A 23,199-nucleotide genomic window follows, 5' to 3' on the forward strand; every position below is an offset into this window, starting at 1 on the left:
TACGTAACCGAATGATCACGATTCGTCTCCCAGGAGCATCGCCGCTTCCTCGTCATCCGTCTCATAGATGCGCCCAGCAGGACGTTCGAACAACGGCGCATGCCCCAGCATGCCGGCTTCCCGTCGGCGCACGCCTTGGCGCAAACGCTGAGTAGCGCGTTCCTGCCACTGGGCGGCACTGTCCTCTCCCAGCTCCGTGGCCACCACGGCCTGGAAAGCCGCAGGATGAACCAGTACCACAACGGCGGAGACGTGTCCGAAGCCCAACGAGGTCAAAATGCCCGCTTTGATGGTCCGGTCCAGCTGCAGTGGCGAACGCGGCCACACGAGGAACAGCGAATCCTCCATCGCGGGATCCAAACAATCGAGCGCGCGGTTACCCGGTATCCGTCCCGTGCGGAACATGTCGGTAATACCCGCGACCTGAAATACCGCTGCACCACCTTTGGCATGACCGGTGAGTGTCTTTTGGGAAACCACGAACATTGGATTGCCCGGGGTGCGCCCCAGCGCCTTGGCCATTCGCGTATGCAGGTTGGCTTCGTTCGGATCGTTCGCATTCGTCGACGTATCGTGCTTGGACACCACGGCGATGTCATCTGCAGTTACACCAAGCGCTTCCAGGTTCCCGCGTATCTGCGAGCTCTTCCTTACCGATGCCAACGCGCCGATTCCGGGAGCTGGAATGGAGGTGTGGATACCGTCGGCGTACGACTGTGCGAACCCAACCACGCCATAGACCGGCAGCCCCATGCGGGCCGCGACTGCACCGCGGGCCAGCAATACGGTACCGCCACCTTGTGCTTCCACGAACCCACCGCGTCGGCGATCACCAGCGCGGGAATAGAAGCGCTCGCTAATCCCTTTAGCCGCCATGGCCTCCGAGTTCGCGGTCGCATTCATGTTGGCGAAACCGGAAATGGACTCGACCGAAATGTCATCCACCGCACCAGCCACCACAAAGTCCGCCTTTCCGCAGCGGATCTTATCCATGCCTTCTTCAATCGAGACCGCGGCGGTGGCACACGCACCGACCGGATGGATCATGGAACCGTAACCGCCCACGAAGGATTGCATGGTGTGGGCTGCCACAACATTTGGCAAGGTCTCCTGCAGAATGTCCGATGGGATATCCTCCCCTAGGAATCGGTCCACAAAGAGCTTGCGCATGGAGGTCATGCCACCAAAGCCCGTGCCCTGCGTCATCGCCACCTCGGCCGGGTGCACGGCCTCCAGCAGCTCGGACGGGCTAAAGCCGGCGGAAAGGAAAGCATCCACGGTCGCAACCAGGTTCCACACAGCCATCCTGTCGAGGGATTCCACCATGTCCTGCGGCACACCCCAGCGGGTGGGATCGAAATCCGTGGGAAACTGCCCGCCCACGCGCCGGGCCAACGTCGCGCGACGGGGAACTCGCGAACGCGCCCCAGCCAACCGCGTGACCTGCCATTCACCGTCAACGTCAACGGCACGGGTGAATTGCGGGTCGGCCTCCACGAACGCTTTAGCATCGGCTTTGCTATCCACGCTAAAGGTCACATCGCGATCGAGGAACATTTCCACGGCTTTTGGACTGTGGGGCCCTTCACCGTCGTTGGCAATCGCAGAATCCGTCACGAATGTGCGTACGCCGGAACGCGCCACAACCTCGTCTCGGTAGCGATCGAAAATCTCCGCCTCGTCAACGATCTGATCCTCTTGGTCGTACCACCCCGCCTTTGGGGTATCTTTCCAGGTCAACAGCCCAGTCATCCATGCCAGCTCCAGCACACCAGCTGCGGTGAGGTCCACGGTGCCATCGGATTGAATGCCATATTCCGCTTCAAAACGGGTGCGACCGGAACCCCACGGGCTGACCTCGCCAAGGCCAACAATCACCACAGTCTCATCCAGCCTCGCAGTGGTCGTACCCCACGTCCCTGCAGGTTGGGTGGGTTGGTAAGGGGTCGGTAGGGCATCGACGGTTGCCGGTTGTTCTTCCTCTTTGACCTTTTTATCCGACGCCACTTCCTCGAGCTCCCCGATATTTATTTCGCTTAGGCCGCCGGTCAGGTCGGCTTCGATGGGACACTTTCGTGCCTGGTGACGTGCCTGGGAGGTACACAGGGCCAGCAGTTCTTCGGAGATTTCCGCCGGGGTGAATACACGAACACCCGCGCGCTGTGCGGCCTCGACCAGTGGATCATTTCCTCCCATTAGCCCGGTGCCAGCGACCCAGCCGATGCGAGGATGCGCAATGGTGATCCGCTCCGCCCACGGTTCCACCTTCCACTTGTTCACGATGGCATCGAACGCGGCCTTGGTTTCGCCATATGCCCCATCGCCGCCGAACGTGCCCCGGTTTGGACTACCCGGCAAGACGACGTGCAGGCGGTGGGCGACGTTGGATTCCACGCCGATCCGGCCCAAGGCGGTCATGGAACGTTCCACGCTCCACAGCAGCAGGCGGGCCTGGTTTTCCGCGGCTGCGCCGGCATCTTCAACAGAGCCCATGACCGGTGGTGCGGCGAAGGGGAAATACAGGCCCGGGGTCAGTGCCGGCTTAGTGACCTTTACATCAGAGCCAACGGTTTCGGTCTGCTCATTGCCAATCCATTCCACGAGCGCATCCACGTCACGGTAGCTGGCTAGGTTCGCAGGTACCAGCCACAACGCCGCACCTGCCCGCGCGTGGCGGCGGTACAAGTTTTTGACAAAGGAGAGCCGGCTGGAGGTGATTCGCGATGCGGTTGCCACCACTGTTGCGCCGCCTTCAAGCAATCGGGCGACCACGCCACCGGCGATCGAATCGGGAGTCATACCGGTAACGACTGCCACCTGGCTGTGATATTCCCCAGGGTCTGTGGAAGTGGCCGCGCTCGCAATGGAACGTAGCAGTTCAGAGGCTTCGGATCGTTCCGCCCACCACAGTGCTTGATCCGCCACGGCCTGCCCGGTGCCGATGAAGGAATTGAGGTTGACGTCGAGTGCCTCACCTGTGCCCAGCCGCGCTACGTCCTCACGGGCTGTGGCCCAACGGTCATCGAAGAGGATAGCCCGGCGAGAGTCAAAACACGGAGAGACGAGTTGCGGCCAGGTGCTGCCCAACTCTGCTTCGACGGCCTCCATCACCGTGGCTGCGTCGTTATCCTCTGCAAAATCTGTGGACTCGGTGCTACCCAAACCCAGAGAATCAAGTAGATGGCGGGCGGTGGAAGCAAGAGAGCCCGTTATCTGTTCGCTGAAAGCATCCAGCGCGGCGGAGTCCACCGCTACCCCGTCGGCGCCAGAGGAAGCCGGCTTGGCTACAGAGATACCGTGAGCGGAACCGACCTGGGTAACGGCCTCGTCGATAAGGTCTTTTACTGCACTCATAGAGGCGACCTCCGTAGGCAACGTCGCGAGGTCGCCACCGCGGGCGGAAGCACCATCACGGGTACCCAACACGATGGCTGCGGTGGTGTGCGCGGCCCACCCATCGCCCAAGCCCCATTCAGTGGTGAGGTATTCACCGATGAAGGATTGCTTGGCACCAGAGGCACCGAAGAGCTTGCGTACGCGGTCCTTGACGGCCTCGCCCAGGATGGGTCCGAATGCTGTGTAGTTGAATGCGGCTTTGTCCACGGTGCCGGACAATGTGGCGACATCGGCTTCTGCCGCGCCTTCCACACTGGACAGGCCGAGTTCTGCGGACATGTCCATGAGCAACTGGTTCAGGCGGGAGGACACACCATTGGTCAAGGTGCCCGTCGTATCCGCATCACCTATCTGGTCGGCGCGGACCTTGTTGGAGTACGCAAGGAGAGTCTTGATGGCATCCGAGGCCCTGTAAGGCAGGGTCGGGATTTCCGCAGCCGGTGCAGCGGGCGCAGTGGGCGTAGCAGACGCGGCCTGTGCAGTAGCCGCGGATGGGGAGGTTTGCCCGGCTTCCGCGGCTAACCCAGGTGATGCGGCTGGTGCAGTTGGTGTGGCTGGTGCCTGGCCTGTAGCTGCTTGGTTCGCCGCTGGCCGATTAGTTGATGGAGCCGAGTTTCCCTGGTTTGCAACTGCTTGGTTTGCAGCTGCTTTGTTTGCAACTGGTTTGTTTGCCGCTGGCTTGTTCGTCGCAGGCTCGGTGGGGGCCTCCTCTCGCGGATCCTCGATCGTGTGAACGTCCTGCTGGTACACCAACTTCTCATCGCGCTGCACGTTCAGCACGCGCACCGTGAGATCCGCAAATTGTGGCAACGCCAACGTCTTGGAGGCCAAGTTCGCCAACGTCGGGGCTGCGCCCAAACCGACCTCGATGTAATCCTCAACCTGCTTGTCACGCAGCAGCAGTTTTTGGGTTTCGATCCAGCGCACCGGGGAAGCAAATTGCCAGCACAGGAGCTCGATGAGCAGCATGCGACCCAGCTCATTGCGGTCTTGCACATCCCAATTCTCCAGGGCCTCCTTGATCGGCTCGGAAGGAACAACCTGCAGGATGGCCTCAGCGAACTCGCGAGTCAGTTCAAACGGGATGGCTACGAGGTTCGGAACGTAGTGTCCTTCTAGTGCTGAAATCTCAATGTGCTGTGGCAACAACTCAGTGAGGCGATCCCGGAATTCCCCCACGCCTCCGCGCAGTACTTGGGAGTGGAAAGGCACATCAATGCCCGGAACCAGCATAAATGCACCCTTGCCACCAGCTGCGGCGGCACGCTCGTTGGCGTCGAGTTCCAAAGCTTCGATGCCAGCGATAGTTCCGGCAACAGCGTACTGTTGGCCGGCCAAGTTGTAGTTGACGATCTCTAGGAACTCGCCGGTGCCGCGAGAGACCTCGGCGACGTATTGCTTGACGGCCTCATCGGTTGTGACCCCAAATTGGTTCGGACGAAGCGCGCCCATGCGGTAATTGGAGCGCCCTTGAGGATCCCGCTCCACCAAGTTGTGCATGGTGGAGCCACGGTGAAATACCAGTTCCAATACGGTTTCTAGATCAATGACCTGAGCGTAAGCGGATAGCGCGTTGTACTCACCCAGGGAGTGCCCAGCGAAGAACGCCCCGTCTGCTACTCCCCCGGCTTCGCGAAGGCGCGCCGTCTGGGCGAAAGCCAGCGTGGCCAGCGCCACCTGGGTAAATTGCGTGAGGTTGAGCACGCCCTCGGGATGCCGGTAGACGGTCTGCCCCGCGGTGAGTTCCGTGGGGTTATCGCGCACGACGGTGAGAATAGAAAAGCCCAGTGCACTGCGCGTGTGCGCATCGGCGCGCTCCCACACCTCCGCGGTGGCGCGGGAGTTGGCGCGTTCATTCAGACCCATGCCCTTGGACTGGATGCCTTGGCCTGGGTAGACGTATGCGGATCGTGGAATGTCCGTGGCGACGGTGGCCTGTGAGACCAGCTCCCCGTCGATAGAACACGTCACTTCCAGTACCAAACCACCCTGGGGTCGACGGCCGATACGTTCGACCTTTATCTCCACTTCGGCGTCCAGCGCAACCATGTTAAACATGCGGTAGGTCCACCCAGTAATGCGGTAACCAGATTTGGCCACAGCGTGTTGGGCAGTAGCGGATAGCCACATTCCGTGCACCAGTGGCGCTTCGAGTCCAGCAACAGTGGCTGCGGCGCAGCTGGTGTGGATCGGATTGAAATCACCGGAAACCCACGCGAACGGTGTCATGTTGCTCGGTGCTGTCACCACCTCGCGCAGCAACGTGGATCGCGGAGTGTCCTCCACCTTGTCCACGCCCCCGGCGAATGCTGGGTCACTGGGCTTATCCGTACCGAATGCACGGCCACGAATCGCGAAACGCTCGGTGAAAGTGCCCAATAGTTCACCTTCGATGCGAAGCTCCAGGTTGACCTGCACGACACGTCCAGAAGACGATTCCTGTACAGATTCTGCCCAGCTAGTCACGTCCACCCGGGCGTTCTCCAGTCCGTCGACGGGGCGTGAGAAACTGACAGTGTGGTCCAGGTGCACCGCGTTGAGCAACCCCTCGATAACTGGGTAATCGTTCACGCGGGCAGACCCCAGTGCGGCATAAATCGCTGGCCAGCATGGCCCCAATAGCGCGTCGGGAACAATGCGAGCGGTGGCCATGTCCGCGCCCGTCACAGCCGTGTGATCAGGGCCGAGGTTGTCGGTGAGATGGAAGGCGTAGTGTGCCTCCCCGTACGGAGAACGTTCGGACGGCACCATCGCAGGCATGGCCGTGATCTCATCGTGAGTAACGGACCTGTTGCCCACACCCGCAGTGCCTGCGAGCAATGCATACATGGATTCCGGCAAGCGATCTTCATCCACAATCGGCAGCCCGCCATCGACAACGGAAGTCGGCAGCAACAGTGGCACCACCAGTTCACGCACGGCGTGCACATCGGCTTGTGATCCGTCCCAGTACGTATCCAGTTTCACAGTGAGGGTTGCAGAGACAGTAGCCCGTCCGATGTCTTCGGGGTTATCAATCACCAAGTCATAGCAACTCAGGTTGTGTGCTGGGTTATCCATGACGTGCCCGGTCCAGGAGATGAATGGGGCAGCTTGAATGAGTTCCTCGGCCGTGGTGGCCGAAGCCAAACGGGAGACTACCGGGGTCGACTTGCCAAGACGTGCCCGCACCGCCTGTTCGAACCGATGCAAAATTGTGCCAATGGGTTCATTCTTCGTCGTAATGCCACGCACAGAAACTGGCCCAGGAATCACACGGACCGCGGAGGCCTCGTAACGGTCATCTTGCGACTGCCACAGACAATCCTGTCCCCACGCACGCAGCAGATCGTCATCCAGCACGGGCACGAAGCCCATCGGCTTTGGGTATTTACGGCACAGTGATACGAACCAGGCAGCATCTAGACTTGTGAGGGTAAGTTTCTCCGCGTGAGGATAGGCCGCGATGAGCTTGTCGGCGGCGCTGAAGGCCTGGTCGGCGTCGTCCACAAAAGGAAAAAGAGTTGTCACCGGGCCGTGATCCGCCGGCGATAAACGAGCCTCAACCCTTTGCAGCAATTCCCAGTAGCGCTGGGACCAGGAGGGATCGACCCATGGGTAGGACAGTTCAGCGAAGCGCCGGACCACCTGCGCGTAAGTCATCTCAGGTAGATCGCCGAAGTATGGCTTCGCGGTCTTGTTAAGTGCTTCAATGATCTCATCGCGACGGGCATTGATGCGGTCCATATCGCCTTCGACCTCAGCGATAAGGCGAGCGCAGGCGGCGGCATCGTTATCGATCTCGTACATGTCCGCGCGCAAGTGGGAAAGGCCAGAGCGGACACCGCCTCCCTCCCACTCATTGCCTGCGACACCAGGGGTGGCCACCAACAAGTCCTTGACCGGCTCAGTAGTTCGGGCTTCTTTGGCCGTCATGGCCGCGGTGCCGATGAGTACCCCGTCAACCGGCATTTTCTGCATGTTGTGATCTAAGGACCATTCACCGGAGATGAAATCCGCAGCACGATCCGGGGTGCCAATTCCACCGCCCACGCACAGGATGACGTTATCGTGGCGCCGGATCTCCGCGTATGTGTTCAGCAGCAGGTCATCGAGGCTTTCCCACGAGTGGTGACCACCGGCATGGCCATCTTCCACATGCAAAATGACCGTGGTTGGGACGGTTTCGGCGATGGCCAGGCATTGACGAATCTGGGCCTTAGTGCCGGGTTTAAAGCACACATACCGGAAACCTTGGGATTGCAGTTCCTCGATCAGCTGAGGAGCCTCGTCCAACTCCGGGATACCGGCCGAAACAACCACACCGTCGATGGGTGCACCGGATTCGCGCGCCTTGCCCACGATCCGCTGAGCACCGAACTGCAGGTTCCACAAGTAACGGTCCATAAACATCGCGTTGAATTTGGCTGTACGACCGGGATCTAACTGCTCCTTTAGGTCCGCGAGGTTCCTAGCGAAAACCTCTGCGGTGACCTGTCCACCACCGGCCAACTCTGCCCAGAACCCTGCATTGGCCGCGGCAGAGACGATCTCCGGATCAACCGTGGTCGGGGTCATCCCCGCGAGGATGATAGGCGAGTTGCCGGTAAGGCGGCTGAAGGCAGTTTCAACGGCTTCACCGGTGGGCAGCTGCACCGCGCGCGGAGCATAACGAGACCAATCGGTGGTGCGCGGTGGTAGATTCCCAACGGTGGCCAGGCGGTCGATCTCATCAAGGGTGTGCGCGCGGGCAATGCCCACACCGGTTCCCTCCACGTTGTCTTCCGTGAGGCGGCTGCGCCCAGGGCCTAACTCGATCAGCCATTGCGCGCCGGCCACGCCACGGAGCTCCGCGGGCCAGTCAATGTGGTCCGTCATGACGGTGCGGGCGTAGGTTTCTGCCAGTTCAAGAGGCAGATCACATGCCTTGGCCCAAGTGATGACCTGCTCCACACCGTCGCTGAGCATGGAGTGATGGAACGGTGCTGCGACTTCTAAATACTCCGCGTTCACGTCAGCATTCAGTGTGCGCTTCACCAGTTCCAGATCAGATGGCTTTCCGGAAACCACGTGACGGGTCCGGCCGTTCACTAGGGCCAGCTCCACACCAGTACCGTCAATGATCGCACGGACTTCCGCAGTACCCAGCCCTTCAATCGCCAGCATGGGCGGGGTGGATAGGCCGCGGGAGGCGCGGGAGGTTGCAGCGCCGATGAGGCGCGCGATGGCGAGTACTTCCGCGGGATTGTCCGATTGCACCATGCCCACTCCCAACACACCCTGGGAATGTCCCAGTACGGCAATGGGCTGGTTGGCCGCAACATCCAAACCGGCATTGATAAGGGCCCGGTACTGCAGGTACTGGGTAACGGTGATTCCGGGGACGGATAGTGCCGCGTTCACCCCATTGGGGTCGTGGGCTAGGCGCTGCCCGCTCAGTGTGCCGGCGCTCACGGCAACAAGCTGCGGGGCGACGGGTGCAAGCAGGTCATCGGAGGCGCGCAGCAGCCCGCCGAAGATAGAACACAATTGTGGGTCTGCGATCTGGGAGCGTAACAGCTCCTGCCATGGGCTAGATTGCCCGGCCATAACGATCGCGTACTTATCACCTGAGGTGTTCAGGTGAGCGAGGAAACTAGTGGGTGCCATAGAGGTGAAGTCCTAAGAATGTGTGGTTGGGAAGGGGGATGTACCGCAAAGATGTAACGCGGTTGAGCAGGGGTTAACGCCGCAGGAAACCAGGTGGGAAAACGCAATGGGTCTTGCTCCACGAGAAGCCAACTGGTTGAAAACGAGGTTCACAACGGGCCGTTGTTATGGCGCTTGAGGCCACTGTGAGTGCGGTCTTTGGTCCGCAACACTTCGAGTGATTCGGCAATGGCTTGGCGGGTGCCTTCTGGCGAAATGATTCCGTCCAGCTCGCCGGTGGCCACGGACAGGTTTGGGTTGATGTTCTGGGCCGCATATTCCTCTGCCAATTCCTTGGCTTTGGCTGCCATTGCGGCGGGGGCTGGGCCCGCAGCCTTGATCTCCCGACGGTTCAAAATACTCACTGCCCCATCGGCGCCCATCACGGCGATTTCTGCATCGGGCCAGGCATAGGCGAAATCGGCGCCGATGGACTTGGACCCCATGACGATATAAGCCCCACCGTATGCCTTGCGCAGAGTGATGGTCACTAACGGTACGGTCGCGTTAGCGTAAGCGAAGATCAATTTGGCACCGCGACGAATGATGCCGGCCTGTTCTTGATCGGCTCCCGGGCGGTAGCCCGGCACGTCAACGAGAGTCACTACCGGCAAGCCAAAGGCATCGCAGCAACGCACAAACCGCGCAGCCTTTTCGGACGAATCCACGTCCAACGTACCGGCATTGTGCATCGGCTGGTCGGCAACGATACCCACGGACTCACCGTTAATGCAGGCAAAGCCAATGATGATAGATGGGGCGAAATGTTCTTGGACCTGTACAAATTCCCCGTGATCCACGAGGGATTCCACCACGTCCACCATGTTGTAGGGCTGACGGGAGTTATCGGGCACCAAATCCTTCACGGCCGCTGCGGCTTTTTCGTCGGCAGCAGAAGGTTTGTATGTGTAGCTCGGTGGCATCTCGTCACAGTGGCTGGGCAAATATGTCAACAAGCTGCGGACGTACCCGAACGCGTCTTCTTCGTCCTCACCCAGGTAATGGGCAACACCGGATTGCACGTTGTGCAGCTCGGCACCACCAAGGTCCGCGGAGCTAACGTCCTCCCCTGTGACTGCGCGCACGACATCGGGGCCGGTGACGAACATGTGAGAGTTCTCTCGAGTCATGATGACAAAGTCGGTCAGCGCTGGTGAATACACCGCGCCGCCGGCACTGGGGCCCAAGATCAAGGAAATCTGCGGGATCATTCCGGAGGCTTTGCAGGAGCGCCGGAAGATGCGACCGTATTCAGACAACCCCTGTACACCTTCCTGGATACGCGCCCCGCCAGAATCCAGAATGGAAATGACGGGTATCCGCATGGCCATTGCCTTATCCAGGAGAGAGCAGATCTTCACACCCTCGACTTTCCCCAGCGTGCCACCCTGGATAGAAAAATCCTGGACGTAGAGCGCAACCTTGCGGCCGTCGATCTCCCCGAATCCAGTAATAACCGCAGCGCCCAAAAAACCTTGCGTGACGTCGCCGCCATGGAACCGTCCAAACTCCACAAAGGAATCCTCGTCCAACAAGCTGGCAATGCGCTCGCGTGCGGTTTTCTTGCCTTTTGCATGCTGAGTTTTCTTCGCTTTGCGCTCGGCTGCGGCCGAGGCCGAAGCGTAGTCAATGCGGTTTTTACTACCGACGGGTGGATGTGCGTGCCCTTCAGAATCCGCGGACATGCCTGGGTCAACGGTCGGTGGCAGGTTCAGTGGGGCTTTCTTGCGGCCCAGAACCCGGCTGACTTGCAGACGCAGTGATTGAATCCCCATTTATGCCTCCTTCTCGGTAGCGATCTTGAGCAGCGGGGTGCCTGCGGGAACGTTTTGGGACACATCCACGAGGATTTCCTCGACTACCCCAGTGGCTGTGGAATGGATGTATTTCTCCATCTTCATGGCCTCAATCACGATGAGGACATCCCCTTTTACGACCCTCTGACCTGGCTCAACGGGCACGCGCACGACGATGGCCTGCATCGGGGAAGCAACCACGCCATCTGCACCAACGGCCCCATCACCCCCCGCGGTGGCACCGTTCCTCTTGGAGGAACCCCGACGGGGTTGCTGCGGTTTATCCTCTCCCCCTCCGGTACGGAGTAACCCTGCTGGCAAGGTAAGCGTGTGTCGACGTCCGTCGATTTCTATAGGCAGGTGAAGGGTTTCTTGTTCTTCTATTTCGACGCCACTTTCAGCGAAAGGAGCCGGCAGCTCACACTGTGGCAAAAATTCTTCTTCGAGCCACTTCGTGCCCACGGCGAAGTCTTCGGCAAAGTCGGGGTGGGCTAGGATTCGTTCTAACAGTGGCGCTGGCGTGGCCACGCCCTCAATGGTCAGCTCGGTGAGAGCGCGCAAGCAGCGTTTAATAGTGGTAGGACGATCTGGTCCAGTGACGATGAGTTTGGCGATCATGGAATCGAAATCCGGCGTGACACTATCTCCTTCGCGAACACCGGTCTCGATACGTATGCCGTGCCCCATGGGCCAATTCAATGTGGTGATTGTGCCTGCCGTGGGGGTGAGATCGGCGCCCGGGTCTTCAGAGGTGATGCGCAATTCCACGGAATGCCCGCGGGGCTCGGGAACCTGGGGGAGCTGTTTTCCGTCGGCAATGCGAATTTGCTGGGTGACGAGGTCAAGGCCAGTGATTTCTTCGGAAACAGTGTGTTCCACCTGGAGGCGTGGGTTGACCTCGAGGAAATAGACTTCGTCTCCCTTAACCAAGAATTCGCAGGTGCCGAGGCCTTGGTATTCCGTGTAGCGAAAAAGCTTACGGGACCAATCACGGACGGTTCTTTCGGCAGTTTCGGTGAGAAATGGGGCGGGAGCTTCTTCGATGAGCTTTTGATTTCGGCGCTGTACTGAACAGTCGCGGGTAGTCACCACGGCGAAGTCACCATGAGCGTCTGCCATACATTGGGTCTCCACGTGGCGCCCGTTTTCCACGAATTTTTCCAGGAAGAACGCATCCATGTCAGAGCCGTCGTGGCGGACGCCGAATTCTTCGACGTCCGTTGGTGTGCGCATGATTTCAATACCGCGTCCGCCTCCGCCATCGGAGCGTTTGGCCACGATAGGCAGGCCGTGGGTATCGATGAAGCTGCGGAGCGTTGCCATGCTATCCACGGGATCGTTAGTCCCCGGCACAGGTTGTACTCCCGCGATGAGTGCTGTGCGGCGGGCCGAGATCTTGTCTCCAAGTTGATTGATTGTGTTGGCCGAAGGGCCGATCCACACCAATCCGGCATCGGTGACCGCGTGGGCGACATCGGCGATTTCAGAGAGGAATCCGTAACCGGGATGCAACGCATCGGCGTTACTTCGGCGGGCGATCTCCAAGATTTTGCCCAAATTCAGGTAGGTCTCCCCTACGGTACCGCCGCCTAGAGAATATGCCTCATCCGCGAGTTGCACCGCGGGAGAATCCCTGTCTGCATCTGCGTATACAGCGATTGCTTTCAACCCCAGGTCGTGGACTGTGCGGATGATTCGTGCCGCGATTTCGCCGCGGTTGGCCACTAAAATCCGTGTGATCATCTATTGCCCTTCCGGATTAGTGATTTCGGTGGTTGGTTTGTCCTCAAGACCTCCGCGGCCCCTACAGGAGGTCGCGGAGGTGCGTTGAGGAATGGGCAAAACTCTAGGAACGCTTGCGACAACTCCCCACCTAGCAATACAACTCTTGCCCCCGCTGTTGTGGCCTGCACAACCGGGGCGGCGTGCATATTTGTGGGATTCATATATATAGATCTGGGAGCCAAAAACACACCCATGAGATTTGCCTCGCTACGGCCAAATGTGTGCTGGCTCACTTTCGGTGTGCCAAAGTCGGGCTATTAAAAAACGTGTAATTCTATACAGGCGCAGCAACCGCCACCCCGCCCGCAACCATCAGCAATGGCAGCACCAAGCGGCGTCGGTAAAAAGAAGCGAGATAAGACAAAGTGCAACCACCACACCGCCCGCAACCATCAGCAATGGCAGCACCAAGCGGCGTCGGTAAAAAGAAGCGAGATAAGACAAAGTGCAACCACCACACCGCCTTCACACTTTGCCCCGTGACTAAGCTTGGAACCTGTGACCACACAGCCAGAACTAACGGAGCAGTGGCGCCAGTTGGCAGAGCAGGTGCGTACGCACCGCGAACGCTATTACTACGGCGATCCTACGATCAGCGATGAGGAGTTCGACACGCTCCTCGCACAGCTCAAGGAGCTCGAAAGGGCGCACCCTGAAGCTGTCACCGGGACCAGCCCCACCCAGGAAGTCGCCCCAGCCCCGCCGAGTGCATTCAACAACGTGGACCACCGCGAGAGGATGCTGTCCTTGGACAATGTCTTCAATGCTGGCGACTTAGAGGCGTGGCTGACGCGCACCCCGGCGGAGACTTACCTCACGGAACTGAAGATTGATGGCGCATCGATCAACCTGCTGTATATCGACGGGAAGCTGGAACTGGCCCTTACACGTGGCGATGGCACCACCGGTGAGGACATTACTCACAATGCACGCACCCTCGATGACATCCCGGATACCCTCACGGGCACCGAGGAGTTTCCCGTTCCGGAGCTCGTAGAGATCCGCGGTGAGGTGTTCATCCAAGTTGAGGACTTCGCAACAATGAACGCCCAACGGCAGGCGGAAGGGCTGAAGCTGTTCGCTAATCCTCGTAACGCTGCTGCTGGTGCGATGCGTCAGAAAAACGCAGCAGACACAGCAAAGCGCCCACTTCGCCTGATCTGCCACGGCATCGGGGCTCGGGAGGGCTTTAATGTCTCCAGCCAACACGAGGCCTACCGTGCGATCGAGGCGTGGGGCCTGCCCGTCAGCCCGTACACTAAGCAGTTGCACTCCCCCAAGCAAGTCCTCAAGGAAGTTGCGTATTGGGGGGATCATCGCCACGATGCAGCACACGAGATGGACGGCCTTGTAGTTAAAGTCGATTCCCTCGATGAACAACTCAGCTTAGGTACCACCAGCCGCGCCCCGCGCTGGGCCATCGCATATAAGTATCCGCCCGAAGAAGCCATGACGCGCCTGCGCAACATCCGCATCGGCATCGGTCGCACGGGCCGCGCCACTCCGTATGCCGTGATGGAGCCGAAGTATGTGGCAGGGTCCACCGTCACCATGGCCACGTTGCACAATCCCACGGAAGCTCACCGCAAAGGTGTGCTACTGGGAGATACCATCATGATCCGCAAAGCCGGTGAGGTCATCCCAGAGGTTTTGGGACCGGTCGAGGATCTACGCGATGGAACACAGCGGGAATACCTCTTCTCAAGCGTGTGCCCAGAATGTGGCACCCCCCTGGCTCCATCTAAGGAGGGCGACGCCGATTGGCGCTGCCCCAATACCCGCAGCTGCCCCGGCCAACTACACACGCGCCTCACGTACTTGGCGGGGCGCGGGGCATTCGATATTGATGCGTTAGGCGAGCGCGCCGCCTATGACCTCATTAACTCGGGCGTGCTGCCAGATGAATCAGAGTTGTTCGACCTTGGTGAGGAGGATCTGAAGAAGACCACTGCCTATTCCACCAAGGCGGGGGTGCTCAACAAGGCCGGTGAAACACTGCTGGAGAAGCTAGAAGGCGCCAAGCAGGTAGAACTATGGCGCGTGATCGTTGCTTTGTCTATACGCCATGCTGGCCCAACTGCCGCAAAAGCTTTAGCTGCGCACTACCACAGCATCCCCGCAATCAGCGGGGCGAGCGTGGCAGAGATGTCCACCATCGATGGGGTTGGGGAAATCATCGCCAAATCCGTCGCTGATTGGTTCACCGTTGCATGGCACCGCAATATTGTCGACAAGTGGGCGGCAGCGGGTGTGACGATGGAAGAACAAGCCCCTGAACAAACCGAGGAGGATCTGGCCCAATCGTCCCTTCTGGAAGGCCTGACCATTGTGGTGACGGGCACGTTGGAAAACTTCGATCGCGATAGCGCAAAACAAGCTATTGAATCCCGTGGCGCCAAGGCGGCAGGCAGCGTATCGAAGAAGACCAGCTACCTGGTCGCGGGTGAAAAGGCCGGGTCCAAGCTCACCAAGGCCGAGGATCTGGGTGTGCCCATCCTGAACGAGGCACAGTTTATGAAGCTGTTGGATGACGGTTCGGTGTAGAACGAGCTCAGTTGTGGGGCGGTTTCTAGGTAGTGCCCCGATCATTGCTCCCGCTAGTGCTCGCTCGGGCCGCAGGGAATAGCAGCAACACATTGAGGCTACCGCAGTGCCCCCCAGAAAATAATAAAGCCCAGCATCCACATCACATGTGGAGCTGGGCTTTCAAACGATTCACACCAGTGCGAATTCTCGCAGCGGGAACTGCGATGCAGTCGCGCTAACGATTTACTCTGCAGCCTCGGTAGCTGCGGAGTCGCTCAGGGAACCCAGAGCCTCGGAAGCGGAACCTGCGGTCTCAGCGGAATCGGTGCCGCCGGACAGCTGAGAAGAACCTGCGTCGGACAGTGCAGCGCCGAAGTCGTTGCCCTCGAACAGCTGGCCGAAGAAGTCCTTAACGAACTTGATGAGGTCGAAGTTGTCGAAAATCTGCTCTACGGAACCCATTGTGTTTCACCTTTCGAAGTGGAGGTGGCTTGAAGCCCTTGCTTTGTTGAACAATATCGTTGTTGTTCACCGACGACACTATGGGCCACACCCACCCTCCGCAATGGGTTTAAACAAATTCACCCCCAGGTAAGGGGGTAAAGATTTCATTAAGGCCACGTAAGCACAATTGGCTAATATTAGCCTTTCACCAGCGAAGATACTGCAATTCTCGCCGCCGCAGCCGCTTCTGAAGCCTCCCCCTTGGTTCGCACCCCTTCCGGAACCACCACATCAACCATACGTGGCAACATCGCCTCCTCAAACGACCATTGTCTCCATTGGTTCAACATATTGACAGCGGCCGATTCGCCACCCTCGATTCCCGCCGTGACCTCCGCAGAGCTCAACGCCCATCCAATGCGCTGCCCCGTCCCGATTAACTGGCCAATCCGGTCCTTCGCCGCAGACGACTGCAGTTGCTCCGGTGCCACTACCACTGCTTCCCATTCCGACGCCCCCACGGCATCCACCACCCCGTCATCCAAGGGGCCATGTGTGTTCAACACCATCGGGCGTTGCACCTGGGAGGCGAACCGCTCCCACACGCCCGCGAGGATCTGGCGATCAACGGGGTCGAAGGTGTCAAAATCGGTGGATCCGCTCAGGCCACTGGCGACTTCTGCAACCCGGGGTTCATGAACGGCAATAATCACTTCTGCAGGGTTACCTGCACTGCCCATGGCCTCGGACCACCACTGTGCTGCCTCCGCCACTGCCTCTCCCAGCGTGACAGCGCAATCTCGGAAAGCCGGGCGATCGCGCAGCAGGGCGTGCCCACGGTATTCCACGTTCGCCCCGAAACTCCACGGGCCTTCCACGTGCACCATCAACCGCTGAGTACGCCCAATCACCAGCTCTTCTGCGAGGTCACGGATTTCGCGCCACGCACCGTCAACACGGCGAGATTCCAAGCTGGGATGTGCCGTGAGCTCCCAGCCCCTGGCATTACTGCGCACGGGGATCTGCGCTATCGACGCAGTAGCGGCGGTGGTATCACCCATGCGCACCACACTCAAAGCAGGTTCACAGCCGATGTCCTCCTCCACATCCACCGTCCTGCGCATGGCAGCCGCCCATGCCTCTCGGTAGTCGAGATTCCGGACCACAGTGTTTTCCCACCAACCGAACCGCATATCTGTCCTTCGCACGTAGATGGCTGTTTTCGGCGTTCCCCGCTGAGTACTCCCTGAATCTAGCGCGGGCCTATACGCCATCCCACGGGCTCGTCGCACGAATCGTGCCCGACCCCAGTAGAATATCCCCGTCATCCTCGGGTTTGTAAACAACCGCTGCCTGGCCCCTCGCCACTCCCTCCAAGGGTTCACGCAGTTCCAATTCCAAGCGCCAGGGGGCTTCATCATCGCGCTTCTCGCGACCTGCCGGAGTGACCGGATCGGGATCATCAACCAATCGCGCCAGAGCCGGAACCACACCTCCGTGGGCCCGCACCTGGACCTCGCACTCGAACTCCCGTCCATGAACCTCAGGATTCAATCGCTTCAGCCGATCTGCAACGATTCCGCCGATACGTAAGTCCCTACGGTGCCCCACAGTCACGGTGCCCGTGGCGGCGTCAATATCAGTGACATAGCGAGGTTGTCCGTCGAGCCCCTCCCGCGGCAACCCCAAACCCTTACGCTGGCCGACGGTGAAACCGTACACACCTTCGTGCTCCGCTAGTTTTTCCCCGGCCGTGGACTGCACCATGCCGGGGCGCAGACCGATCTTGTTGCCCAAAAAGGCCTGGGTACGGCCGTCGGGGATGAAGCAGATATCGTGCGAGTCTGGCTTAGACGCCACGCCGAACCCGTGTCCCGCCGCCTCTTCACGAATATCGGGTTTGATCGTATCGCCAACGGGGAACATGCAGTGCGCCAACTGTTCGTCAGTCAGCACGCCCAACACGTAGGACTGATCCTTATTGGCATCGATACCACGACGTAAAACACCGTCGTGCAACCGTGCATAGTGCCCCGTCGCCACGGCATCGAATCCCAGCGCAATGGAACGGTCCAGGAGCGCCTCAAACTTAATCTTCTCGTTGCAGCGCAAACATGGATTGGGGGTTTCACCAATTGCGTACGAATCCACGAAATCATCGATCACATCCGCTTTGAAGCGATCGGAGAAATCCCACACGTAAAACGGTATGCCCAACTTGTCAGCCACGCGCCGGGCATCGGCGGAATCCTCGAGGGAGCAACAACCACGTGAGCCCGCCCGCACAGCTTCCGGAGATTGGGATAGGGCAAGGTGCACGCCGACCACATCGTGCCCCGCCTCCAGCGCGCGGGAGGCCGCGACCGCCGAATCCACTCCACCACTCATTGCTGCTACAACACGCATAGTGGGCAGGTTACTCGTTCACCGTGGCGAAAATCCATTTCGCGGCAACGCGCAGGCCTGCACACCCACCAAGGGCCCCAGCTTGTGCCGGTAACGGGATACCCCTCGGTAGACCAATCCCGCCATAAGCGATATAACCGGCGCGTTCAGTGCCCGCCCTGTTAGTCGAACCGCCGTGGTGTGCCCGTGATCCGCCAGAGCCATACCGATCGCGTGATGGCCTCCGAACAGCTCGGGCTCTCCCCCAGCGCCACCCCGCCAGTACACCGCCTCTGTCGCAATTCTCTTCTGCACCCTTCGTTCCACCGCTGTTGGCACAGGTGTTTGCGAGCGACCCACCCACGCTGGGCGTACATCCAGTTCCCCGTTGGTCAACCCACGCAGCCTCTCGGCCGACCATTGACAGAATCCGCAATCGCCGTCGTAAAAGAAGGTGCTCATACCCATCACCTTAGTAGGCCATTCCGGCAGCTCGGGCTCGCTCAATGATCTGTGGCAGCGTATGTGCGAGATCTCCAATAGCCTCTGCGTCAGCATCGGGCCCAATAGTCAATCGCAACGCGCCACGCGCGATGGCCACATCCACCCCCATCGCCGTAAGCACCGTCGACGCTCGATTAACCCCCGCGCTGCACGCCGATCCCGTTGAGGCATCCACCCCGGCTGCATCCAGCAACATAATGAGACTATCGCCCTCCGCCCCCGGCACGCTGATGTGCAGATGGCCCGCAAGTGCAGGCTCATTCGTCCACACACGTACCCCGTCGATGCCCTCCACTGCTCCCCGCAGCTGATCGCGGTAGGTGGCCATCGTTCGATTTTCTTCTTCCATCTTTTTTACCGACGCCCCCAGCGCCGCAGCCGCCCCGACCGCACCTTGCACGTTCACTGTCCCCGACCGCAATTTCCGTTCTTGTCCCCCTCCCCGTACGGGGCTCAAGATATCGGCATCGCGACGGGCCAGCAGAATCCCCACTGACTTCGGCCCGCCAAATTTATGCGCGCTGGCCGCCAAGGTGGTGGCGCCAAGCTCGTGGAAGTTAACCTCAACATGACCTACGGCTTGCACGGCATCGGTATGAAATGGGATGTTCCGTTCGCGCGCGAACTCTGCAAGTTGCTTCACGGGTTGAATATTGCCCGTTTCGTTGTTCGCCCACATGCAGGTCAACACGGCCACGTCTCCTGCCTCATCCAGCTGGCGGTCTAATTCGGGCACGTCTACCACCACTCGACCGCTCGGATCGACGGGCAATCGAAAGCGATCGAAACCGAAGTCAATCGGGCCCGCGGTGAGCCAGTCCACGGATTCGGCCACCGCTGGGTGTTCAATATCTGCGCTAGCAATAACCCGAGCCGCTCGGCGTGCCAGTGATCCAAACGCCAATCCTTGAATGGCGATATTGTCCGCTTCCGTCCCCGAACCGGTAAAAATCACCTCCGCAGAGTCCGCCCCTAAAAGCTCCGCAATCTGCTCGCGCGCATCCTCGACCATACTGCGGGCCGCACGGCCAGAAGCGTACTGTCCTGCGGGATTGAGTTCTCGGGCAGCCTGCACCATCGCTTCGTGAGCTTCGGGGCGAAGCCGCTGTGTGGCTGCATTATCAAGATAAAGTCGAGAGGAATTCACGCTAGCTAGCCTAGTCCGCACGCCAAGGCGGTTTGAAAATCGGGCAGACCTGCGGGTTCGCTAAGTATCCCCTCGGAGGCACACACCCCGGGGTCTTGTTAACTCGCCCGTCAGCCCTGCAAGATCTGGCAAAACCACTCGCTGCGCCTTATATCGATCAAATCTATTCAGGCGGGTCACCACTGCACGATCTATCAAATCTATCCAAGCCGGACATCTCTACACGATCTATCAAATCTATCCAAGACATCCTTATCTATGAGATCTATCAAGTGTCCACGTGCGTCGCTATGCTCGTATCCATGGCACCATCACGTCGCAGTTTCACACCTCAGCCCGCGAACCCACCACGCAATCCTTTCCGGCCCAGCTTCGGCGCGTCGCCCTATTACCTCGCCGGTCGGGAAGCCCTGCTGCGGCAATTCCAGCTCAGCCTCATGGAAGGCCCCGGCTCACCCCACCGTGCACTACTTGTCAGTGGCGTCCGCGGTGTGGGCAAAACCGTCCTACTTAATGAACTCGAAGATGCTGCCCAGGCTCAAGGTTGGATGACCCTACGGTGCTATCCGCACGGATCGATGATCGACGAGCTGGTCAATACAACCATTCCCCGCGCCATTACATCCATCAACCCGCCCTCCCAGCGCAAAATTTCTGGCGGCTCAATCCCCGGTGTTGGTGGCATTCGCACCGACCGCAACCCTGAAGCCACCGCCTTAGAGTCCTCGCCCACACTCATCACGCGACTCAACGAACTCATGGACAGCCTCACAGGTTCCGGGATCCTGCTGACTCTCGATGAACTACAAGCCGCCAACGTCAATCAATTGCATACGCTGGCCACCGCCGTCCAAGACCTCGTTCGCGATGACAAGGACATTGCCATCGCCTGCGCCGGGCTCCCGCATGGAGTGGAGGAACTCCTGCAGCACGAAGGCACAACATTCATGCGCCGAGCCACCCGTGTGGACCTGCACTCCATCTCCGATGAAGACGTAGCTACAACCCTCCAAACCACGATTGAGGACGCCGGCAAGCACATCAGTCCTGAAGCCCTCACGCGCGCGACCGATCTCTGCCGGGGTTATCCCTACCTCATCCAGGTGGTCGGTTCGCTATGTTGGGCTGCCTCAAACCTAGACCACGCCACCGCGATCTCCCCCGCCCACGTTTCCCAGATTGCCGATGACGCAATCGGGCGGATGAAGCACCAAGTCCACAAGCCAGCGCTCACCAAGGTCCCAACCGGAGAATTAGCATTCCTGCGTGCCATGGCGGCGTCGAGGGAAGAAAAAGTGCCCACCGCGGCCATTGCTCAGACACTTGGAGTACCACCAAACGGGATTTCCGCGCGACGGCAACGGCTCATCGACCGGGACCTGATCGAGCCCGCGGGGTTCGGCGCGGTGAGGTTCACCCTGCCATATTTGGGGGACTATCTGCGGGAATCTGAGCGGTAGCAACGAAGACTAGGTTTGATTCAGGGTGTGATTCTGGCACATCGGCCGGCAATCAATTGTGCGCACCCCGACCAGCCGGCGCCCATTGTGCGCACCCCGACCCCAAACAAACCAAAACCGGCGCCCACCCCAAAACATGGGGTCAGCGCCGGTAGAAAAGGGAATCCCGAAAGGCCGAGATGAGAACCCCTTTAGCGGTTCTTGAGCTCCTCAGTGGCCTGTGGAGCAACCTGGAACAGGTCGCCTACGATACCGAGGTCGGCGATCTCGAAAATGGAAGCCTCTTCGTCCTTGTTCACAGCAACAATGGTCTTAGAGGTCTGCATACCAGCCTTGTGCTGAATAGCACCGGAGATACCGAGGGCGATGTACAGGTTTGGAGACACGGTAACGCCGGTCTGACCAACCTGGAACTTACCTGGGTAGAAGTCTGCGTCAACAGCTGCACGGGAAGCACCAACTGCGCCGCCCAGTTGGTCAGCCAGTGGCTCGACCACGTCAGCGAAGCCTTCAGCACCGCCGACACCGCGACCACCGGAAACGACGATCTTAGCCTCGGTCAGCTCTGGGCGATCGCCCTTCTCAGCTGGAGCGAAGGAGTTGATCTTCACAGCGGTTGGACCTGGCTGTGGCAGCTCAACCTGCTGCACGTTACCAGCAGCAGCCTGCGGCTGTGGCTCAACGGAGCCTGGGCGCAGTGCGAACACTGGGCTTGCGCCAGCAGCAGCGGTATCGACGGTGTATTCGCCACCGAAGATAGACTTGGTTGCTTTACCGTCGGCCTCAACGGCAACCGCATCGTAGATCACACCGGAGGAAACGCGGGCGCCCACGCGACCTGCGATCTCCATACCAGCTGCGGAAGCGGCCACGAACACGGGAACCTGCAGGTGAGCTGCCAAGCCGGAAACGGCATCGACGGATGGGGTGATGATGTAGTCATCAGCGAAGTCAGCCTCAGCGGAGTAGATCTCCTCGGCACCGGCCTCGGCCAGAGCGGCCTGAAGCTTATCGGTGGTGCCTGGAGTGCCGACGACGATTGCGCCTACAGAACCGTAGACGCGAGCTGCGGTGATGAGCTCGGTGGTTACGCCACGCAGCTCACCTTCACCGTGCTCTACCAGTACTAGTGCATTAGCCATGGTGACAAAATCCTTACGTAGAGATACTCGTCAAATATTTGACAGTTGGTAGTGGTTAGCGCAAATGGCTTAGATGAGCTTTTCCTTGACCAGGAATTCAACAAGCTTCTTGCCGCCGTCGCCCTCGTCGGTGATGATCTCACCGGCAGACTTTGGTGGCTTAGGAGTAACGCCAGCGACGGACGTGGTGGCGTTGTTCAGACCAACGTTGGCAGCATCCACGCCGATGTCAGACAGGGACAGCTCCTTGATGGTCTTCTTCTTTGCGGCCATGATGCCCTTGAACGCAGCGAAGCGTGGGGTGGGAGCCTTTTCCATAATGGAAACAATGGCTGGTGCTGGGGCTTCGAGCTCGAAGCGACCCTCGTCAACCAGGCGGGTGCCCTTGACGGTATCGCCCTCGAGGGAAACCTCAGACAGGTGGGTCAAAGCTGGAATCTGGCGGTACTCAGCCAGCAGACCTGCCATGGAGCCGGATCCACCATCGGTAGATGCGTTACCCGTGACGATCAGCTTGACATCTTCGATCTGGTTAAGCGCATTGGTCAAAGCCCATGCGGTACCCAACGTGTCAGAGCCAGCCAAGGCATCGTCGGTGACCAGAATTGCCTCGTCGCAACCCAAGGATAGAGCCTTGCGCAGTGCCTCGGTAGAGCTTGCTGGCCCCACGGAGAGCACGATGACGTTGAGGGAATCGTCCGCTTCCTTCAGACGAAGAGCGGATTCCACAGCAAATTCGTTAATCTCGTCCAGCACCTTGTCCGCAGAATCGCGATCCAAAGTGAAGTCGTCTTCCTTCAGCTTGCGCTCGGAGTAGGTGTCCGGCACCTGCTTGACCAGAACAACGATGTTCGACATTCGTTGGCCTTCCTGATTGATTTTTGTGATTCGTAACCATGCTACCCATAGGAACGTGACAATCGCCACAAGTTACAGATATTTTTTTA

General features: G+C 59.4%; 12 protein-coding genes. 2 read left to right on the forward strand and 10 right to left on the reverse strand.

Annotated features, from left to right (window positions below; genetic code table 11):
* Window positions 1-15: 15 nt before the first annotated feature.
* The 3 genes from CAURIC_RS06855 to CAURIC_RS06865 all read right to left on the reverse strand — a co-directional run bounded on the left by CAURIC_RS06855 (window position 16) and on the right by CAURIC_RS06865 (window position 12,602).
* Window positions 16-9,024: a type I polyketide synthase gene (locus CAURIC_RS06855; RefSeq protein ID WP_035115278.1), complete on the reverse strand. Its 9,009-nt coding sequence runs from the start codon at window positions 9,022-9,024 to the stop codon at window positions 16-18.
* A gap of 149 nt (window positions 9,025-9,173) precedes the next feature.
* Window positions 9,174-10,838 carry an acyl-CoA carboxylase subunit beta gene (locus CAURIC_RS06860; protein WP_235700807.1) on the reverse strand — a complete coding sequence of 555 codons (1,665 nt, stop codon included), beginning with the start codon at window positions 10,836-10,838 and terminating at the stop codon, window positions 9,174-9,176.
* Window positions 10,839-12,602 carry an acetyl/propionyl/methylcrotonyl-CoA carboxylase subunit alpha gene (locus CAURIC_RS06865; protein WP_035115277.1) on the reverse strand — a complete coding sequence of 588 codons (1,764 nt, stop codon included), beginning with the start codon at window positions 12,600-12,602 and terminating at the stop codon, window positions 10,839-10,841.
* A gap of 540 nt (window positions 12,603-13,142) precedes the next feature.
* On the opposite strand from CAURIC_RS06865, the gene ligA reads away from it, so the two are divergent.
* On the forward strand, window positions 13,143-15,188 hold the full coding sequence (gene ligA, locus CAURIC_RS06870; protein ID WP_290182229.1) for an NAD-dependent DNA ligase LigA: 2,046 nt from the start codon (window positions 13,143-13,145) through the stop codon (window positions 15,186-15,188).
* A gap of 225 nt (window positions 15,189-15,413) precedes the next feature.
* On the opposite strand, the gene CAURIC_RS06875 is transcribed toward ligA, so the two are convergent.
* From CAURIC_RS06875 to CAURIC_RS06895, 5 genes are all read right to left on the reverse strand, one after another.
* The gene (locus CAURIC_RS06875; RefSeq protein ID WP_035115275.1) at window positions 15,414-15,632 is read right to left on the reverse strand and encodes a hypothetical protein; all 219 of its coding nucleotides are present in this window, start codon (window positions 15,630-15,632) and stop codon (window positions 15,414-15,416) included.
* 179 nt (window positions 15,633-15,811) lie between these two features.
* On the reverse strand, window positions 15,812-16,807 hold the full coding sequence (locus tag CAURIC_RS06880) for a uroporphyrinogen decarboxylase/cobalamine-independent methonine synthase family protein (RefSeq protein ID WP_035115273.1): 996 nt from the start codon (window positions 16,805-16,807) through the stop codon (window positions 15,812-15,814).
* 70 nt (window positions 16,808-16,877) lie between these two features.
* The gene (gene mnmA / locus CAURIC_RS06885; RefSeq protein ID WP_035115271.1) at window positions 16,878-18,020 is read right to left on the reverse strand and encodes a tRNA 2-thiouridine(34) synthase MnmA; all 1,143 of its coding nucleotides are present in this window, start codon (window positions 18,018-18,020) and stop codon (window positions 16,878-16,880) included.
* An 18-nt stretch (window positions 18,021-18,038) separates the two neighbouring features.
* Window positions 18,039-18,461: a DCC1-like thiol-disulfide oxidoreductase family protein gene (locus CAURIC_RS06890; RefSeq protein ID WP_052095115.1), complete on the reverse strand. Its 423-nt coding sequence runs from the start codon at window positions 18,459-18,461 to the stop codon at window positions 18,039-18,041.
* Window positions 18,462-18,471: 10 nt separating this feature from the next.
* On the reverse strand, window positions 18,472-19,650 hold the full coding sequence (locus CAURIC_RS06895) for a cysteine desulfurase family protein (RefSeq protein WP_035115269.1): 1,179 nt from the start codon (window positions 19,648-19,650) through the stop codon (window positions 18,472-18,474).
* Window positions 19,651-19,952: 302 nt separating this feature from the next.
* On the opposite strand from CAURIC_RS06895, the gene CAURIC_RS06900 reads away from it, so the two are divergent.
* Window positions 19,953-21,110: an ATP-binding protein gene (locus CAURIC_RS06900; RefSeq protein ID WP_290182235.1), complete on the forward strand. Its 1,158-nt coding sequence runs from the start codon at window positions 19,953-19,955 to the stop codon at window positions 21,108-21,110.
* Between the two features lie 191 nt (window positions 21,111-21,301).
* On the opposite strand, the gene CAURIC_RS06905 is transcribed toward CAURIC_RS06900, so the two are convergent.
* Both CAURIC_RS06905 and CAURIC_RS06910 read right to left on the reverse strand, forming a co-directional pair.
* Window positions 21,302-22,252, reverse strand: coding sequence for an electron transfer flavoprotein subunit alpha/FixB family protein (locus CAURIC_RS06905; RefSeq protein ID WP_282939777.1), 951 nt, complete (start codon window positions 22,250-22,252; stop codon window positions 21,302-21,304).
* A gap of 69 nt (window positions 22,253-22,321) precedes the next feature.
* Entirely contained in the window at window positions 22,322-23,110 is a 789-nt protein-coding gene (locus tag CAURIC_RS06910; RefSeq protein ID WP_035115265.1) for an electron transfer flavoprotein subunit beta/FixA family protein, read from the reverse strand.
* Window positions 23,111-23,199: the final 89 nt, after the last annotated feature.

The organism is Corynebacterium auriscanis (genome assembly GCF_030408435.1).
GTDB classification, from domain to species: domain Bacteria; phylum Actinomycetota; class Actinomycetes; order Mycobacteriales; family Mycobacteriaceae; genus Corynebacterium; species Corynebacterium auriscanis.

What these genes read in the sequence shown, in the direction of transcription:
- CAURIC_RS06855 (WP_035115278.1), bottom strand. Translation starts at nt 9,024, where the DNA reads ATGGCACCCACTAGTTTCCTCGCTCACCTGAACACCTCAGGTGATAAG.
- CAURIC_RS06860 (WP_235700807.1), bottom strand. Translation starts at nt 10,838, where the DNA reads ATGGGGATTCAATCACTGCGTCTGCAAGTCAGCCGGGTTCTGGGCCGC.
- CAURIC_RS06865 (WP_035115277.1), bottom strand. Translation starts at nt 12,602, where the DNA reads ATGATCACACGGATTTTAGTGGCCAACCGCGGCGAAATCGCGGCACGA.
- CAURIC_RS06875 (WP_035115275.1), bottom strand. Translation starts at nt 15,632, where the DNA reads ATGGGTTCCGTAGAGCAGATTTTCGACAACTTCGACCTCATCAAGTTC.
- CAURIC_RS06880 (WP_035115273.1), bottom strand. Translation starts at nt 16,807, where the DNA reads ATGCGGTTCGGTTGGTGGGAAAACACTGTGGTCCGGAATCTCGACTAC.
- mnmA (WP_035115271.1), bottom strand. Translation starts at nt 18,020, where the DNA reads ATGCGTGTTGTAGCAGCAATGAGTGGTGGAGTGGATTCGGCGGTCGCG.
- CAURIC_RS06890 (WP_052095115.1), bottom strand. Translation starts at nt 18,461, where the DNA reads ATGAGCACCTTCTTTTACGACGGCGATTGCGGATTCTGTCAATGGTCG.
- CAURIC_RS06900 (WP_290182235.1), top strand. Translation starts at nt 19,953, where the DNA reads ATGGCACCATCACGTCGCAGTTTCACACCTCAGCCCGCGAACCCACCA.
- CAURIC_RS06905 (WP_282939777.1), bottom strand. Translation starts at nt 22,252, where the DNA reads ATGGCTAATGCACTAGTACTGGTAGAGCACGGTGAAGGTGAGCTGCGT.
- CAURIC_RS06910 (WP_035115265.1), bottom strand. Translation starts at nt 23,110, where the DNA reads ATGTCGAACATCGTTGTTCTGGTCAAGCAGGTGCCGGACACCTACTCC.